General features: G+C 75.7%; 15 protein-coding genes. 10 read left to right on the forward strand and 5 right to left on the reverse strand.

What is annotated here, in order from left to right; all coding sequences use genetic code 11:
- Nucleotides 1-207 precede the first annotated feature (207 nt).
- From sepH to HCK00_RS15920, 3 genes are all read right to left on the reverse strand, one after another.
- A complete protein-coding gene (gene sepH / locus HCK00_RS15910) occupies nt 208-1,284 on the reverse strand; it encodes a septation protein SepH (protein ID WP_168102613.1) in 1,077 nt (358 codons plus the stop codon).
- Nucleotides 1,285-1,767: 483 nt separating this feature from the next.
- Nucleotides 1,768-3,078, reverse strand: coding sequence for a D-arabinono-1,4-lactone oxidase (locus tag HCK00_RS15915; RefSeq protein WP_168102614.1), 1,311 nt, complete (start codon nt 3,076-3,078; stop codon nt 1,768-1,770).
- Nucleotides 3,047-4,288, reverse strand: coding sequence for an MFS transporter (locus HCK00_RS15920; protein WP_168102615.1), 1,242 nt, complete (start codon nt 4,286-4,288; stop codon nt 3,047-3,049). Before HCK00_RS15920 ends, HCK00_RS15915 begins: the two co-directional genes overlap by 32 nt.
- A 239-nt stretch (nt 4,289-4,527) precedes the next feature.
- On the opposite strand from HCK00_RS15920, the gene HCK00_RS15925 reads away from it, so the two are divergent.
- Complete coding sequence (locus tag HCK00_RS15925) at nt 4,528-5,670, forward strand: ferrochelatase (protein WP_168102616.1); 1,143 nt, start codon at nt 4,528-4,530, stop codon at nt 5,668-5,670.
- 125 nt (nt 5,671-5,795) lie between these two features.
- Entirely contained in the window at nt 5,796-6,599 is an 804-nt protein-coding gene (locus HCK00_RS15930; RefSeq protein ID WP_168102696.1) for an inositol monophosphatase family protein, read from the forward strand.
- A gap of 115 nt (nt 6,600-6,714) precedes the next feature.
- Here HCK00_RS15930 and HCK00_RS15935 read toward each other — a convergent pair whose 3' ends face one another.
- On the reverse strand, nt 6,715-6,894 hold the full coding sequence (locus tag HCK00_RS15935; protein ID WP_168102617.1) for a hypothetical protein: 180 nt from the start codon (nt 6,892-6,894) through the stop codon (nt 6,715-6,717).
- 495 nt (nt 6,895-7,389) lie between these two features.
- On the opposite strand from HCK00_RS15935, the gene HCK00_RS15940 reads away from it, so the two are divergent.
- From HCK00_RS15940 to HCK00_RS15955, 4 genes are all read left to right on the forward strand, one after another.
- Nucleotides 7,390-8,043, forward strand: coding sequence for a response regulator transcription factor (locus tag HCK00_RS15940; RefSeq protein ID WP_168102618.1), 654 nt, complete (start codon nt 7,390-7,392; stop codon nt 8,041-8,043).
- Nucleotides 8,044-8,049: 6 nt separating this feature from the next.
- Nucleotides 8,050-9,297, forward strand: a complete 1,248-nt coding sequence (locus HCK00_RS15945; RefSeq protein WP_168102619.1) for a sensor histidine kinase — start codon at nt 8,050-8,052, stop codon at nt 9,295-9,297.
- A 382-nt stretch (nt 9,298-9,679) separates the two neighbouring features.
- The gene (locus HCK00_RS15950; RefSeq protein WP_019709681.1) at nt 9,680-9,979 is read left to right on the forward strand and encodes a DUF4193 domain-containing protein; all 300 of its coding nucleotides are present in this window, start codon (nt 9,680-9,682) and stop codon (nt 9,977-9,979) included.
- 287 nt (nt 9,980-10,266) lie between these two features.
- Nucleotides 10,267-10,971: a hypothetical protein gene (locus HCK00_RS15955; protein WP_168102620.1), complete on the forward strand. Its 705-nt coding sequence runs from the start codon at nt 10,267-10,269 to the stop codon at nt 10,969-10,971.
- 105 nt (nt 10,972-11,076) lie between these two features.
- Here HCK00_RS15955 and HCK00_RS15960 read toward each other — a convergent pair whose 3' ends face one another.
- Nucleotides 11,077-11,520 (reverse strand): DUF3093 domain-containing protein, encoded by a 444-nt coding sequence (locus HCK00_RS15960; protein WP_168102621.1) that lies wholly within the window; start codon nt 11,518-11,520, stop codon nt 11,077-11,079.
- 58 nt (nt 11,521-11,578) lie between these two features.
- Between HCK00_RS15960 and HCK00_RS15965 the strand changes: the two genes are divergently transcribed.
- From HCK00_RS15965 to HCK00_RS15985, 4 genes are all read left to right on the forward strand, one after another.
- Complete coding sequence (locus tag HCK00_RS15965) at nt 11,579-12,163, forward strand: PaaI family thioesterase (RefSeq protein ID WP_168102622.1); 585 nt, start codon at nt 11,579-11,581, stop codon at nt 12,161-12,163.
- A gap of 14 nt (nt 12,164-12,177) precedes the next feature.
- Complete coding sequence (dut, locus tag HCK00_RS15970) at nt 12,178-12,678, forward strand: dUTP diphosphatase (protein ID WP_375781971.1); 501 nt, start codon at nt 12,178-12,180, stop codon at nt 12,676-12,678.
- A 1-nt stretch (nt 12,679) separates the two neighbouring features.
- Complete coding sequence (locus HCK00_RS15975) at nt 12,680-13,453, forward strand: DUF3710 domain-containing protein (protein ID WP_168102624.1); 774 nt, start codon at nt 12,680-12,682, stop codon at nt 13,451-13,453.
- Between the two features lie 170 nt (nt 13,454-13,623).
- Complete coding sequence (locus HCK00_RS15985) at nt 13,624-16,365, forward strand: ATP-binding protein (RefSeq protein ID WP_240965615.1); 2,742 nt, start codon at nt 13,624-13,626, stop codon at nt 16,363-16,365.
- The last annotated feature ends 129 nt before the right edge of the window (nt 16,366-16,494 follow it).

A 16,494-nucleotide genomic window follows, 5' to 3' on the forward strand; every position in this document is an offset into this window, starting at 1 on the left:
GACCGTCACGGACGCCGGCCCGGAGGCCGCCTTCCGGGGCCCGGGCCGTGGACCGGCGTGTCACGGCCCGGGTCCCGGCGCCGGTGGTGTCCGTGCGGACCCGCGCCGCGGCGGCGTCCGGTCCGTCCGGAGCGGCCGACGGGGCCGGTCCCCCTGAGGCGGGGGGCCGGCCCCGTCGGCTACGGGGGCCCTGGCGGAACCGGCGCGCTACTCCTGCTTCTTGCGCCGGGTGCCGAAGACGATCTCGTCCCAGCTCGGCACGGCGGCGCGGCGGCCGGGCCGGACGCCGTCCGCCTCCGCCTGCCGGTCCGTGGTGCCGGTGAGCCGGTCCCGGTGGCCGGCGACCGCGCGCGGCATCAGCACGTCGGCGTAGGCCGAGCCGGCGCCGGCCGCGGCGGCGGGCGGAGCGGCCGGCTCCTCGGCCGCGTCCGGCTCGTCGTCCGGTCCGTCGGAGGGGTCGGCCCGGGAGGCGGAGGACTGCTCGGGGACGACCAGGTCGCCACGGAAGCTGGGCACCGCCTCCAGCAGGCTGGTCAGCGAGTCGCGGTCGCGGTTCTCCCCGTCGCCGTCCTCGCCGCGGGCGGGCAGGGACCGCTCCGGGCGCTCGGGGCGGTCCAGCGGGCGGTCCCGCGGCAGCCGGGCGATCCGGGGCACGAACGGGACGCTCGGCTCCGGCGTGTCGTCCGTGTCCCCGATCAGCGCGCGGGCCTCGTCGTCCAGCGCCTGCACCAGGCGGCGCGGCGGGTCGTACGTCCAGCTCGCCGTGTGCGGTTCGCCGGCCACCCGGTAGCCGAGGACGACCTCCCAGGTGCCGTCGTCCCGCCGCCAGGAGTCCCACTGGACGGTGTCCCGCTCCGCGCCGCGCATCATCAGCCGCTCGGAGACGGCCTCGCCGAGCTGGGGGCCGGTGGACTCGCCGGGGCGGCGGACGGGGGTCTTGCGGGCCCGCTCGGCCATGAACGCGCGCTCGGCCAGCACCGGACCCTCGAAGCGGCGTACCCGCTCGACGGGGATGCCGGCGAGCTGCGCGACCTCCTCGGCGGTGGCGCCCGACCTTATCCGCGCCTGGATGTCCCGGGGGCGGAGGTGGCTCTCCACCTCGATCTCGATCTGGCCGAGGCGGGCACGGTCGTTGCGCACGGCGGCACGCAGCCGCTCGTCGATGGGGAGGGTGTACTCCGTGCTGTCGGCAGCCTTCAGCACCAGCCGTGTGCCGTCGTTGCTGACGGCCACGACACGCAGTTCGGGCATGGGGACCTCCCGGGTGGTGCCTGCCGACGTCACGTGCGTCGCTGCTTCCGCTAGACGAGTGTGGCCTGCCCGGGTGCAGCCTGCCACAGCATTGCCGAGTTGCCCGGCGTGTCGGGCCCGGGGGCCCTTCTGCGCCGTTGTGGCACGGTTACCCATGCGTCACGATGTGTGACCGTACCGTCCGTCCCGTGCACCCTACCCAGGTCCTGCCACGACTACGTCGGTCCGAACCCTGCCCCTGGTTCTCTTTTCACGAGGTCCGGGGGTGGGCGGGAGACGGAGCCAGGATGCGTCACAGTACTCCATTCAGCCCACCTGGGTGGACTGCCGCGCCGCCGGGTTCGGGACGGAGGGCGGCGGGCCGGGGCCGGGCGGGAGGCGGTGGTGGCGGTTTCCCCGGAATCTCCTGAACCGGAGTTGTCCCGTCCGGATTGCCGGTCCGTCAGCCGGCCCGGCGGCCCGTCAGTCCGCCGGCCGCGCCGTCCCGCACCCCGCCCCGGCCCGCCGTCCGGTCCGTCAGTCGCCCAGCACCCGCCGCAGGTACGCGTTGCCGAACACCCGGTCCGGGTCCAGCCGGTCGCGTACCGCCGTGAACTCGGCGAAGCGGGGATAGACGGCGGCGAGCTGGTCGGCGGTCCGGGTGTGCAGCTTCCCCCAGTGCGGCCGGCCGCCGTGAGCCGTCATGATGCGCTCCACCTCGGAGAAGTAGCGCCGGTACGGGGTGCCCCGGTAGACGTGCACGGCCAGATAGACGCTGTCCCGGCCGGAGGCGGTGGACAGGGGGATGTCGTCGGCCGGCGCGTGGCGCACCTCCACGGGGAAGCCGACGCGGAGTCCCGAGCGGTCGACGAAGGACGTCAGCTCGCGCAGCGCCGTCATGCCGGCCGCGCGCGGCACGGCGTACTCCATCTCCGTGAAGCGGACCCGGCGCGGGCAGGTGAACACCTTGTAGGGGATGTCGGTGTAGCCGCGGGCGGAGAGGGCGCGGCTGGTGACCCGGGCCATGGCGGGTATCGCGGCGGGTACCGCGCGGCCCGCCGAACAGACGAGCTGGAAGGCGCCGTTGGAGAGCAGTTCGTCCTCGAACCAGCCGGCGACCCGGCCCAGCGGGGCCGCCGGGCCGGGCGAACGGTTGTTCCGCTTGGTGTTGCAGTTGCCGGTGTGCGGGAACCAGTAGAACTCGAAGTGCTCGTTCTCCTCGACGAGCGCGTCGAACTCCGCCATCACCCGGTCCAGGCGCATCGGTTCCTCGCGCGCGGTGAGCAGGAAGAGCGGCTCGACGGCGAAGGTGAGCGCGGTGACGACGCCCAGGGCGCCGAGGCCGATCCGGGCCGCGGTGAAGAGTTCCGGGCGTTCGCCGCGGGAGCAGCGCACCACCGAGCCGTCGGCGGTGACCAGTTCCACCGCGGTGAGCTGGGCCGCGAGGGAGGCGGAGGACCGGCCGGTGCCGTGGGTGCCGGTGCTGGTGGCGCCGGCGGCGGTCTGGGCCATGATGTCGCCCATGTTGGTCAGGGACAGGCCCGCTCCGGCGAGGGTCTCGTTGAGCTGCCACAGGGGCGTGCCCGCCGCCACGGTGACCGTCCCGGCCTCCCGGTCGATCTCCCGTACCCCGGTCAGCCGGTCGGGACGGATCAGCACCCCGTCGGTCGCCGCCGCCGCGGTGAAGGAGTGGCCCGTGCCGACGGCCTTCACCGGGAGCCCTTCCCCGGCGGCCGCGGTGACGATCCGTGCCACCTCGCCAGCCGTCGCCGGGGCGAACGAGCGCCGCGGCCGGGCGGTCACCGTCCCCGACCAGTTACGCCACGTGGTGCCGGTGCTGACCCGCATCTGGTCCCGCTTCCTGTAGCCGTCGCCCGGGTGCCGGCCGCAGCCGGCGGTACCCCAGGGATGCCACTGCCGCCGCCAGAAGTCCAGAGGCGACGGGGACCCGGTAACCGGCGGCGGCGCCCGCCGCGTCGACCACCCAGCCGGCCACCGCGGCTCCGGAGGCGATCCCGACCATGACCCCGGTGCCGGTCCAGGCCATGCCCTCGGTCAGCCGCGCGGGCGGCACCTGGCGGGCGACGAGGGCCATGGTGGTGACGGCCGTGGGCGCGATCGCCGTCCCCGCCAGCAGGAGCACGCCGGCCAGGGTGAGCAGGTGGTCGGCGATCAGCAGGGGAGAGGTGCCCAGGGCCATCGCCCACACCCCGGCCAGCCACCGGCGGGCGGGTGACCCCCGCAGGTGGAGCAGGCCGAACACCGCCGCGGCCACCCCCGAACCCAGCGCGTACACGGCGAGGACCGGGCCGGCCAGCGCCGGGCGCCCGGCCTCCTCCGCGAAGGCGACGGTGACCACGTCGACGGAGCTGAAGACGGCCCCGGCCAGCCCCCAGGTGAGGGCCAGCCACGGCATCCCGGGGAAGCGGAGCACGGAGCCGCCGCCCCGCCGCCCGGTCGGATGCGGCACCGGCTCGGTGGCGCGCTGCGAGGTCAGCCAGAACACGCCCGCGGCCAGGAACACGGCGGCGGCCAGCGGTCCGGCCTCGGGGAACCAGCGGGTGGACAGGCCGATCGAGAGCAGCGGCCCCAGCACGAAGCAGACCTCGTCCAGCAGCGACTCCCAGGAGTAGGCCGTGTGCAGCGGCCGCGGCGCGTCCCGGTACAGCGCCGCCCACCGGGCCCGGACCATGGAGCCCAGGCTGGGGACGCACCCGGCGCACGCCGCGCAGACGAAGTAGGTCCACTCCGGCAGCCCGCCGCGGACGCAGAGCAGCAGCGCGGCCACCGCCGTGATCGCGCAGAGCGCGGCGGGACGCAGCACCCGGCGCTGGCCGTGCCGGTCCACCAGCCGCGAGATCCGCGGGCCCAGGGCGGCGGCGGAGAGGGCCAGCGTGGCGGCGACCGCGCCCGCGAGCCCGTACCGTCCGGTGACCCGGGCCAGCATGGTGACCACGCCGATGGAGAGCATGGCGGAGGGCAGCCGGCCCAGCAGACCCGCCGCGGAGAAGCCCTTCGTGCCGGGCGGCAGGAAGATCTGGCGGTAGGGACTGGACACGGCTCGGCTCCGGCGGGGGCAGGATGGGGACGGTCCAGCCTACGGCGGGCCGGGGGCGCGGCGCGCGGTACTTTTCCGCCGCACGATCGCACGATCGCACGGTCATACGGCCGCACGGGACCCGCCGGGCCGCCGGCCGGCGCCGGGCCACGCGGGTTCGCGATTGTGGCGGCGCCGGCCCGGGCGTTTCCCGCCAGGGTTTTCCCGTCCCGCCGCCCGTGGGTGGCAGGATCGGCGGCATGCCCGATCAGTCAGACCCCGCTCCCTACGACGCTCTGCTGCTCCTCTCCTTCGGCGGCCCCGAGGGTCCGGACGACGTGGTGCCGTTCTTGGAGAACGTCACCCGCGGCCGGGGCATCCCCCGCGAACGGCTGGAGGAGGTGGGGCAGCACTACTTCCTCTTCGGCGGTGTCAGCCCCATCAACGACCAGAACCGCGAACTCCTCGCCGCGCTGCGGAAGGAGTTCGCCGACCACGGTGTGGACCTGCCGGTCCACTGGGGCAACCGCAACTGGGCGCCCTATCTCACGGACACCCTGCGGGAGATGGCCGCCGCCGGCCACCGCCGGGTGCTGACCCTGGCCACCAGCGCCTACGCCTCGTACTCCGGGTGCCGGCAGTACCGCGAGAACCTCGCCGAGTCGCTCGCCGCCCTGGAGGCCGAGGGGCTGCCGCTGCCGCGGGTCGACAAGCTGCGTCACTTCTTCAACCACCCGGGGTTCGTGGAGCCCATGGTGGACCGGACGCTCGCCGCGCTCGCCGAACTGCCGGAGGAGGTCCGGGCGGGCGCCCATCTGGCGTTCACCACCCACTCCGTCCCCACCGCCGCGGCGGACACCTCCGGCCCGCCGGCCGCGCACGGCGACGGCGGCGGCGCCTATGTCGCGCAGCACCTGGACGTCGCGCGGCTGGTCGCCGCCGGGGTCCGGGACCGGGACGGTGTGGAGCGCCCGTGGCGGCTGGTCTACCAGTCGCGCAGCGGTGCCCCGCACATCCCGTGGCTGGAGCCGGACATCTGCGACCACCTGGAGGAGCTGCACCAGGCGGGCGCGTCCGCGGTGGTCATGGTCCCCATCGGCTTCGTCTCCGACCATATGGAGGTCATCTACGACCTCGACACCGAGGCGCTGGCCAAGGCGACGGACCTGCGGCTGCCGGTGGCCCGCGCCGGGACCGTCGGCGCCGATCCGCGGTTCGTGTCCGGCCTGCGGGAACTGGTGATCGAACGCGCGGTGACCGAGCGGGGCGAGGGGGCGCACCGCCGCGCCCTGGGCGAACTCGGCCCGAGCCACGACGTCTGCCCGCTCGGGTGCTGCCCGGGCCGTACCCCGAAGCCGGCCGCCGCCGGCGCCGACGACCCGTACCAGGGAGCCGCGCTGTGAACACCCGCGACACGGAACTCACCGGACCGACCGGCGAGACCAACCAGGCCAACCGGACCAACCAGGCCGGCCGGACCGGCCAGGCCCACCGGACCGGCCGGAACAGCCCCGCGGGCGCCGCGGAGCTGGGACGCGCGCTGCTGCCCGTCGCCCTGGAGGCGGCCGGGCGCGCGGCGGAGCTGCTGCGCGACGGCCGTCCCGGCGAGCTGGGGGTGGCGGCGACCAAGTCCAGCGCCGTGGACGTCGTCACCGAGATGGACCTCGCCTCGGAGAAGCTGATCCGCGACTTCCTCGGCGAGCGGCGGCCGGACGACGGCTTCGTCGGCGAGGAGGGCGCGGAGACCCCGGGCACCAGCGGGGTCCGCTGGATCGTCGACCCGCTCGACGGCACCGTGAACTACCTCTACGGGCTGCCCTCCTGGGCCGTGAGCATCGCCGCGGAGGCCGACGGCGAGACGCTGGTCGGCGTGGTGGCGGCGCCGGTGCGGGAGGAGACCTGCCACGCCGTGCTGGGGGGCGGCGCGTACCGCGGCGAGCTGCGGCTGCGCTGCCGTCCCGCGCCGCCGCTGGAGCGGGCGCTGATCGGGACGGGCTTCGGGTACGTCCGCGAGCGCCGGATAGGGCAGGCGGCCGTCCTGCGCGCGCTGGTGCCGGACGTCCGCGACATCCGGCGGGGCGGCTCCGCCGCCATCGACCTGTGCGACGTGGCCGCCGGCCGGCTCGACGCGTACTACGAGCGCGGGCTGAACCCGTGGGACTACGCGGCCGGTGAACTGATCGCCCGCGAGGCCGGGGCGCTCACCGGCGGCCGGCCCGGCGCGCCGCTCTCCGGGGAGCTGGCGGTGGCCGCCCCGCCCGGGCTCTTCGAGCCGCTGCGGGACCGGCTGGAGGAACTGGGCGCCTGGCACGACCGGCACCCGGCCGGCTGACCGGGCGGGCCGGCGGGAGCGCCCCCGGGCCTCCCGCCGCCGCCCGCCGGCCCCACCACGCGACGAGGCGCCCCGGTACCAGGTACCGGGGCGCCTCGTCGCGTGGTGGGGCCGCTCAGCCGCAGGGGGCGGGGGTGCCGATCTCCACCCCGTGCTCGGCGGCCAGCCGGCGCAGGTCGTCCAGTTCGGAGAGCTCGACTTCGACGAGGAAGTCGTCCCCGGCTTCGCGAGCGCGCGTCAGGTCGGACTGGGTGGTGTGTATGCGCTGCAGCAGTCCTGCGGTGAACGCGTCCATTGCGCCCCCTCGTCGTGGTCGGTGGCACGGGGCGTGCCTGCGGCGGGTGATCACGCTCCACCCGGCTCCGGGTGGGCCGGCGGGCCGGTTCCGGCCGGGACGGGGGACCGTGCCGGGCCGGGGCGGGAGGCGCACACGGCATGCTGTGGCGCGCCGCCTACGGGGCGTGATCTCGGGTGTGTAACCGTCCTCCCCACCGCCGACCTCAGAGAAACCTCAGACGTGGCAGGAATCCCGGCGCTCCGGGCCCGGTGATCCCTTACCGGCGGTTTACGGGCACCGGGGGCAGGATGGAACCACCGCCCCCGGCGTCCTGCCTGATCACGGCGTGGCACCGGCATCCGGGCGGGGGACGCCCGGAGCGCCGGAGGGCCCCGCAGTGCCGGGGGAGACCGGGACACGGGCGGTCCGAGCGGTTCCGGACGTTCCGGGGATTCCGGAAGTTCCGGAAGCGCGTGACCTACGGGCAACGCGAGAACAGGAAAGGGGCGCGCCGTGCGCGTACTGGTCGTCGAGGACGAGCAGCTGCTCGCCGACGCGGTGGCCACCGGCCTGCGCCGGGAGGCCATGGCGGTCGACGTGGTCTACGACGGGGCGGCGGCCGAGGAGCGGGTCGGCGTCCACGACTACGACGTGGTCGTCCTCGACCGTGACCTGCCGCTGGTCCACGGCGACGACGTGTGCCGCCGGATCGTCGAGCTGGGGCTGCCCACCCGGGTGCTGATGCTCACCGCCTCCGGCGACGTCAGCGACCGGGTGGAGGGGCTGGAGATCGGCGCCGACGACTACCTGCCCAAGCCGTTCGCCTTCAGCGAACTCACCGCGCGGGTGCGTGCCCTCGGCCGCCGGGCGACGGCGCCGCTGCCGCCCGTCCTGGAGCGGGCGGGGATCCGGCTGGACCCCAACCGCCGCGAGGTGGCCCGGGAGGGCCGGCCGGTGCAGCTCTCGCCCAAGGAGTTCGCGGTGCTGGAGGTGCTGCTGCGGGCCGACGGGAACGTGGTCTCCGCGGAGCAGCTGCTGGAGAAGGCGTGGGACGAGAACACCGACCCCTTCACCAACGTGGTGCGGGTGACGGTGATGACGCTCCGCCGCAAACTGGGCGAGCCCCCCGTGATCATCACGGTGCCCGGCTCCGGATACCGGATCTGACCCGCCGTGGCCGCCACCCCCACGCCGCCCTCGGCGCCGCCGAAGCCGACCTGGGACCCCCGGGGAACGCCGCCGGGTCCGCGCCCCTGGCTCCGTCCCACCATCCGGATACGGCTCACCCTGCTCTACGGCGGGATGTTCCTCATCGCCGGGATCGTGCTGCTCTCGATCATCTATCTGCTGGCCGCCGAGGCCCTGGACAAGGGGAGCGCGCTGCCGTTCAAGCTGCTCTCCGGCAGCTTCCGGCCCACCAGCTCCACCTGCTCCAGCCTCACCGGGCGGACCTTCGAGAACCACGAGGAGTTCAACGCCGCCCTCCAGACCTGTATGGACTACCAGCGCCGGCTCGCCCTGGACGGCCTGCTGCGCCGCTCGCTGCTCGCCCTGCTCGGGCTGAGCGTGGCGGCCTTCGCCTTCGGCTACGCCATGGCCGGCCGCGTGCTCTCCCCGCTCGGCCGGATCACCCGTACGGCCCGCCGCGTCGTCGGCTCCGACCTCTCCCGCCGGATCGAACTCGACGGCCCGGACGACGAGTTGAAGGAGCTCGCCGACACCTTCGACGAGATGCTGGACCGGCTGGACCGGGCCTTCGACGCCCAGCGCCGCTTCGTCGCCAACGCCTCGCACGAGCTGCGCACCCCGCTCGCGATCAACCGCACCCTGCTGGAGGTGCAGCTCTCCGACCCGGAGGCCTCCCCCGAGCTGGCCCAGCTCGGCAAGACGCTGCTGGCCACCAACGAGCGCAGCGAGCAGCTCGTGGAGGGGCTGCTGCTGCTGGCCCGGAGCGAGAACGAGCTGGTCGACCGGAAGCCGGTGAACCTGGCGGAGGTCGCCTCCCAGGCGATGGAGCAGGTCCGGGAGGAGGCGCGCGGCAAGGGGGTGGAGCTCCGCGAGGGGCTGCGCCCGGCGGTCGTGCCGGGCAACGGGGTGCTGCTGGAGCGGGTGGCGCTCAACCTGGTGCAGAACGCCGTGCGCTACAACACCTCCGACGGCTGGGTGGAGGTGGTCACCGAGCGGTGGGACCGGGTGGCCACGCTGGTGGTCTCCAACACGGGCCCGGTGGTGCCGGCGTACGAGCTGGACAACATCTTCGAGCCGTTCCGCCGGCTGCGCACCGAGCGCACCCGCAGCGACAAGGGCGTGGGTCTCGGGCTGTCCATCGTCCGGTCGGTGGCCCGGGCGCACGGCGGGTACGTCAGCGCCGAGCCGAGGGAGGGCGGAGGTCTCGTGATGCGGGTCACCCTGCCTGTCTGAGATGCTGGCCCGGGAAGCGCTTCGGGCGGGAAATCCCGAATCCGCCCCAGGTGTTCCCCTGTGGAATCCATCACAAAGGCGATGTCCGGCCTCTTGACCCTCCGTGGTGGCAAAGGTCGCCGGAAAGCCCGGAAAATGCGGGTTTTCGGCGGTCCCCATCACGGGAAGTACAGGTGGTGGCCCTGCACGGAAGGGCTCCACGACCGTGTACGGTCCCCATCGCCACCCGGCGCGCTCGCCCCTTCAGGGGGGCCGTCGGGTGTCGATCGGGTAACGGGTCTTGATGTGAGGCAAAATCTCCGCCTCAGGTCGGGCACAACACCGGCCCCTCGCGCGTTACGAGCGCTGAGACACCAGCAGACACCCAGAGGGGGAGAGCGAGATGGCGACGGACTACGACACCCCGCGCAAGACCGATGACGAGCTCAACGAGGACAGCCTCGAGGAGCTGAAGGCCCGGCGCAACGACAAGTCGACCTCGAGTGTGGACGTCGACGAGTTCGAGCAGGCCGAAGGGCTGGAACTGCCCGGCGCGGACCTTTCCAACGAGGAGCTCTCCGTCCGGGTGCTGCCCCGCCAGGCCGACGAGTTCACCTGCATGAGCTGCTTCCTGGTGCACCACCGGAGCCAGCTCGCCGCGGAGAAGAACGGCCAGCCGGTCTGCCGCGACTGCGCCGCCTGAGGCGCCCGGTGACCGGCCCCGAGCCGTCACAGGAACGCCGGGCCCGGCGGGAGGGTTCCCCGGGCCCAGCGGAACCGCGGGCGGCCCGTGGGGCCCCCGCGGAGGGCGTCCCGGCGGGCGGCGACCGCCCCGCCGAGCGGGACGCCCCGCCCCCGGCGCCCGCCGGCCGTCCCGGGGTGGCCGGGACACCGGCCGCCACCGGCCCGTCCGGCCCCTCCCACCCGTCCGGCGGCTCCGCCGGACCTTCCGGCTCCCCCGGCCGGGCGGACCCGGCTGACCGGGGCCGCGTGGCCTCCCTCGCGGCCGCGGCCGGCCGGGGAGCGGCCCGCGGCGGACGCGGCCTCGCCCGGGCGGCCGCGATGGTGGCCGACCGCATCGCCGACACCGCCCCGCGGGTCCCCGTCCGCGATCTCGCGGCGCTGCGCCGCCAGTTTCCCGGCCTCGGGCCGGAGCAGCTCGCGGACAAGCTCGTGACCGGGGCGGTGCGGTCGTCCGCCGCCGTCGGCGCGGGCGTCGGCGCCGCGGCCATGCTGCCCACGCCGCCCGCCATGCCGGCCGAGCTGGCCGCGGAGATCGTGGGCGTCGCCTCCGTCGAGTACAAGCTCATCGCCGAGTTGCACGAGGTCTACGGCGTCCCCGTGCCCGGCGGCCCCACCCGGCGCGCGCACGCCTATCTGACCGCCTGGAGCGAGCGGCGCGGCGTCGACCTGACCTCCGCCGCGCTGACCGCCGACGCGGGCTCCCTGCTGGGGGCCCCGCTCCGCCGGCAACTGCGCCAGCAGGTCCTCAAACGCGCGGTGCGCAACGTCCCCACGCTGATCCCGTTCCTCGTCGGCGCCGTCGCCGGAGCCGCCGCCAACCGGCGCGAGACGGCCGGGCTGGCCCGCAGGGTCCGGGCCGATCTGCGCCGCCGCCAGGTGGCCTGGGACCGGCTGCCGCCGGGCACCGGGCCGGAGGACGGCCCGGGGTCCCGGGGACCGGACGCCGGCTGACCCCGCGGCCGGCCCCGAGGGGGACCGGCGGCCGGAGGCCGCGCCCCCACGCCGGCCCACGCCGGCCGGGCACGGCGCGGCGGGTCAGGACCGTACGGCGGCGGGTCAGGACCGTACGGCCGCCAGCGCGGCGGCCAGCTTCTCCGGGTTCCGGGTGGAGAGATACAGATAGGGCGTGGGGTCCTCGGGGTCCGTGACCTCCACCCGCAGCGCCGTCGGCACATAGCTGCGCAGCAGCATGAACGCCCGCGGGTCGGCGCGGTGCGTCCGCCAGGCCACCGCCTCCGCCCGGTCCAGCGGCCGGGCCTCGCCCAGGGCCGTCACCGGGATCCGCGCGTCCCCCGCGACCAGCGAGCCGGCCACCACCCGGATCCGGGCCGAGCCGTACGCGCTCACGGCCACCGTGGCGAGCGCCCCGCCGGTGATCAGCGCGCCCAGGGTGGCCAGGGTGCCGAACGGCAGCGCCGTGAGCCCGCAGAAGAGACCGGCGGCCAGCGCGGCGGTCCACCAGGAGGCCGGGGCGGTGAGGCGTTCCTCGTACGACTGCATGGCCCCAGCTTGGCACGGCCGCCCCGGCCCCGGGCGGGCGCGGGTAGGGTTCCGCCTCGTGAGGGGACCAACGACATCGCTGACGCCGCCGGCCGACGCCGTGGCGCCGGCGCGCCATTCCGGCGCGCCCGCGCCCGGGGAACCGCTCGGCTCCCACTACGACCACTGCTTCGGCTGCGGCGGGAAGCAGCCGCACGGGCTGCACCTGGAGATCCGGGCCGGGGAGGGCGTGAGCGCCACCGCCGTCCTCACCGTCCGGGAAGAGCATCAGGGTGCCCCCGGCCTCGCCCACGGCGGGGTGCTCGCCGCGGCGCTGGACGAGACCCTGGGCGCGCTGGGCTGGATGCTGCGGACCATCGCGGTCACCGGCCGGCTGGAGACGGACTTCGTCCGGCCGGTGCCGGTCGGCACCGAGCTGCACCTGCGGGCGGAGGTCACCGCGGTCCACGGCCGGAAGATCTACGCCACCGCGGCCGGCCGGGCCGGCGGCCCGGAGGGGCCCCTCGCCGTGCGCGCGGCCGCCCTCTTCGTCGCGGTGGAGGTCGAGCACTTCACCGAGAACGGGCGGGACGAGGAGATCCGGGCGGCGATGGCCGACCCGGACCAGGTCCGGGTCGTGCGGGCGTTCGAGGTGAACCCGTGAGCCGGCGGCCTCCGGTGGAGGTCCTGCTCCGCCGCCTCGACCCGGAGGTGCCCGTGCCCGCGTACGGGCACCCGGGGGACGCCGGGGTGGACCTGGTGACCACCGAGCCCGCCGTGCTCGCCCCCGGTGAGCGGGCGGTGCTGCCCACGGGCGTGTCGATCGCCCTGCCCGACGGGTACGCGGCCTTCGTGCATCCCCGCTCGGGGCTCGCGGCCCGCTGCGGCGTCGCCCTGGTGAACGCGCCCGGGACCGTCGACGCCGGGTACCGTGGGGAGATCAAGGTGACCGTGGTCAATCTGGACCCGCGCGAGGCCGTGCGGTTCGCCAGGCTCGACCGCGTCGCCCAGCTGGTCGTGCAGCAGGTCGAGAAGGTGCGCTTCCACGAGGTGGCCGCGCTGCCGGGCTCGGTGCGGGGCGCTGACGGCTTCGGATCGACCGGCGGGCACGCCGATACGGACGGCCCCGCCGGGGGACATGAACTCGCTTCGGTCGATCACGACCGGGAAGGACTGTGACGTGTTCGGACGTCGTCGCAAGGGACGCGCAGACGCTGAGGACACCGAGGGCAAGGACGGCGTGGCCCCGGACGCCCCCGAGGCGGACGAGGAGCCGGAGGCCGCGGACGAGCCGCACCGTGTGAGCCTCCCGCCCGCGCCGCGCCCCGACGGGCCCTGGGACATCTCCGAGGTCGGCAGCCCCGGTGAGGGCCGGGTCGATCTCGGCGGGATCTTCGTGCCGGGGGTCGAGGGGATGGAGCTGCGGGTGGAGGTCGCCGGCGAGTCCATCGTCGCCGCCACCGTCGTGCTCCGCGACAGCGCGATCCAGCTCCAGGCCTTCGCCGCGCCCAAGCGCGAGGGCATCTGGAACGAGATCCGTGAGGAGATCGCCGGCGGCATCACCCAGCAGGGCGGTGTCGTGGACGAGACCGAGGGGCCGCTCGGCTGGGAGCTGCGGGCCCAGGTGCCCGTGCAGCTGCCGGACGGCAAGAACGGCGTGCAGCTGGTGCGCTTCGTCGGTGTCGACGGGCCCCGCTGGTTCCTGCGCGGGGTGATCTCCGGTCAGGGCGCGGTCCAGCCGCAGGCCGCCGGGCTGCTGGAGCAGATCTTCCGGGACACCGTGGTGGTCCGGGGCGACCAGCCGATGGCCCCGCGGGACCCGATCGTCCTCAAGCTGCCGGACGACGCGCAGATGGTGCCGGACGGCGTCCAGCAGGAGGAGCAGCAGGGCTCCCGCTTCGCCGGCGGGGTGGACCGCCTCGCCCGTGGCCCGGAGATCACCGAGATCCGCTGACGCCCCTCCGCCCGTTCGTCCGGCCGCCCCGGGCGGGCGGAGCCGTCATGGAGCCGCGCCCGGCCCGTCCGGGCGCGGCTCCGGCGCGTCCGGACCGCGTCCGGGCACCCCGCCGGGCACGGGCGGGCACCCCGCGCCCGGCGCCGTGCCGGGGGCGCCAGAATGGGGCCATGGGACGGGGCAAGCTCAGGATCTACCTCGGGGCGGCGCCGGGGGTCGGCAAGACCTACGCGATGCTCTCCGAGGCGCGCCGCCGCGCCGAGCGGGGCACCGATGTGGTCGTCGCCCTCGCCGAACCGCACGGCCGGCGGTGCACGGCCGCCCTGCTGGACGGGCTGGAGCAGATCCCGCGGCTGCGGCAGGACGGCGCCGGGCCGGACGGCGCCGGGCCGGGCGGGACCGGCGCGGCCGGCGCCGGCGGGCGGCCGGCAGGGTCCCGGGGAGGCGGCGGGCCCGGAGCGGCCGAGGCGGATCACGGAGCCGGCGGGCCGGACGGAATCGGTGCCTCCGAAGGGTCCGCAGGGGCCGGCGGGTCCGGGGAAGCCGGCAGGCCCGAAGGATCCGCCCTGTCCGCCGGGTCCGGCGAGATGGACGTGGCCGCCGTGCTGGAGCGCCGTCCGGCCGTCGCCGTGGTGGACGAGCTCGCGCACACCAACGCCCCGGGCTCGCGCAACCCCAAGCGCTGGAAGGACGTCGAGGAGCTGCTGCGGGCCGGCATCGACGTCGTCTCCACCGTCAACATCCAGCATCTGGAGTCCCTCGGCGACGTCGTGGAGTCCATCACCGGGGTGCGGCAGCAGGAGACCGTGCCCGACGAGGTGGTGCGCCGCGCCGACCAGATCGAGCTGGTCGACATGTCGCCCGAGGCGCTGCGCCGCCGGATGGCGCACGGCAACATCTACGCCCCCGACAAGGTGGACGCCGCCCTCTCCAACTACTTCCGCCCCGGCAACCTCACCGCCCTGCGCGAGCTGGCGCTGCTGTGGACCGCGGACCGGGTGGACGAGTACCTCCAGCGCTACCGCAGCGAGCAGGGGATCCGCTCCACCTGGCAGGCGCGGGAGCGGATCGTCGTGGGGCTGACCGGCGGCCCCGAGGGCCGTACGCTGCTGCGCCGCGCCGCGCGGGTGGCGGCCCGGGGCTCGGGCGGCGAGATCCTGGCCGTGCACATCTCCCCGAGCACCGGGCTGGCGTACCCCTCACCGAAGGAACTGGCCGTCCAGCGCACCCTGGTCGAGGATCTGGGCGGCACGTTCCACCACGTCATCGGCGACGCCGTGCCGGAGGCCCTGCTGGACTTCGCGCGGGGGGTCAACGCGACGCAGATCCTCCTCGGCTCCAGCCGCCGCAAGCCCTGGCAGTACGTCTTCGGGCCGGGCGTGGGCGCCACCGTCGCCCGCGAGTCGGGGCCCGACCTCGACGTGCACATCGTCACCCACGAGGAGGCCGCCAAGGGCCGCGGGCTGCCGGTGCCGCGCGGGGTGCGGCTGGGGCGGTCGCGGAGCGTCGCGGGCTGGCTGGCGGGGGTCCTCGGACCGGTGCTGCTGACCGTCGTCCTCAACGCCCAGCACCCGCGGCCGGAGTTCGCCAACGACGTGCTGCTCTACCTCTTCGTGGCGGTGGTGGCGGCGCTGCTCGGCGGGCTGCTGCCGGCGCTGGCCTCGGCGGCGCTCGGCACCGTCCTGCTCAACTACTACTTCACCCCGCCCACGCGCACCCTCACCGTCGCCGATCCGGGCAACCTCGTCTCCATCGCGGTGTTCTTCGCCGTGGCCGTCTCCGCCGCCGCGGTGGTGGACCTCGCCGCCCGCCGCACCCAGCAGGCGGCGCGGCTGCGCGCCGAGTCGCAGATCCTCTCCTTCCTGGCGGGCGGGGTGCTGCGCGGGGAGACCAGCCTGGAGGCGCTGCTGGAGCGGGTCCGGGAGACCTTCGCCATGGGCTCGGTCGCGCTGCTGGAGCGGGAGAGCGACGTGGAGCCGTGGCGGCGGGCGGGCACGGTCGGCCCGGACCCGGCGGGCTGCCCCGAGGACGCCGACGTGGACATGCCCGTCGGGGACCACATGATGCTGGCGCTGCGCGGCCGGGTGCTGCCCGCCGCGGACCGCCGGGTGCTCTCCGCCTTCGCCGCCCAGGCCGTGGCGGTACGGGACCGGGAGCGGCTGGTGGGCGAGGCCGAGCGGGCCCGGGAACTGGCGGAGGGCAACCGCATCCGCACGGCGCTGCTGGCCGCCGTCTCGCACGATCTGCGCACGCCGCTCGCGGCCATCAAGGCCGCCGTCTCCTCCCTCCGCTCCGCGGACGTCTCCTGGTCGGCGGAGGACGAGCGGGAGCTGCTGGCCGGGATCGAGGAGGGCGCGGACCGACTCGACCACCTGGTGGGCAATCTGCTGGACATGTCACGCCTCCAGACCGGCACCGTCACCCCGCTGATCCGCGACGCCGACCTCGACGAGGTGGTGCCCGTGGCCCTCGGCGGGGTGCCCGACGGCAGCGTGGTGCTCGACGTCCCGGAGACCCTGCCCATGGTGGCCGTGGACCCGGGGCTGCTGGAACGGGCGGTCGCGAACGTGGTGGAGAACGCCGTCAAGTACAGCCCGGACGGCGCGCCGGTGATGGTCGCGGCGAGCGCCCTGGGGGAGCGGGTGGAACTGCGCGTGGTGGACCGGGGGCCGGGGGTGCCGGACACCGCGAAGGAACGCATATTCGAGCCCTTCCAGCGCCACGGGGACGCCCCGCAGGGCGCCGGCGTGGGCCTCGGGCTCGCCGTCGCCCGCGGCTTCGCCGAGGCGATGGGCGGCACCCTGACCGCCGAGGACACCCCGGGCGGCGGGATGACCATGGTGCTCACGCTGCGGGCCGCCGGGGGCCGCCCGCCCTGCCGCCCCGGCCTGCCCGCGACGGTGACCTCGTGACGGCCGCCGGACCGGGCGGGGCGTATGGTCCTCCCGGTCCCCCGGAGCGCGGCGGCTCCCGGGCGCCCCGGCCGGGCGGCCCGCCGGAGCCGTCGCCGGAGCCATCGCCGGAGCCGTCCCGGCCCGCCG

The organism is Streptomyces zingiberis, from assembly GCF_012034935.1.
Taxonomy (GTDB): domain Bacteria; phylum Actinomycetota; class Actinomycetes; order Streptomycetales; family Streptomycetaceae; genus Streptomyces; species Streptomyces zingiberis.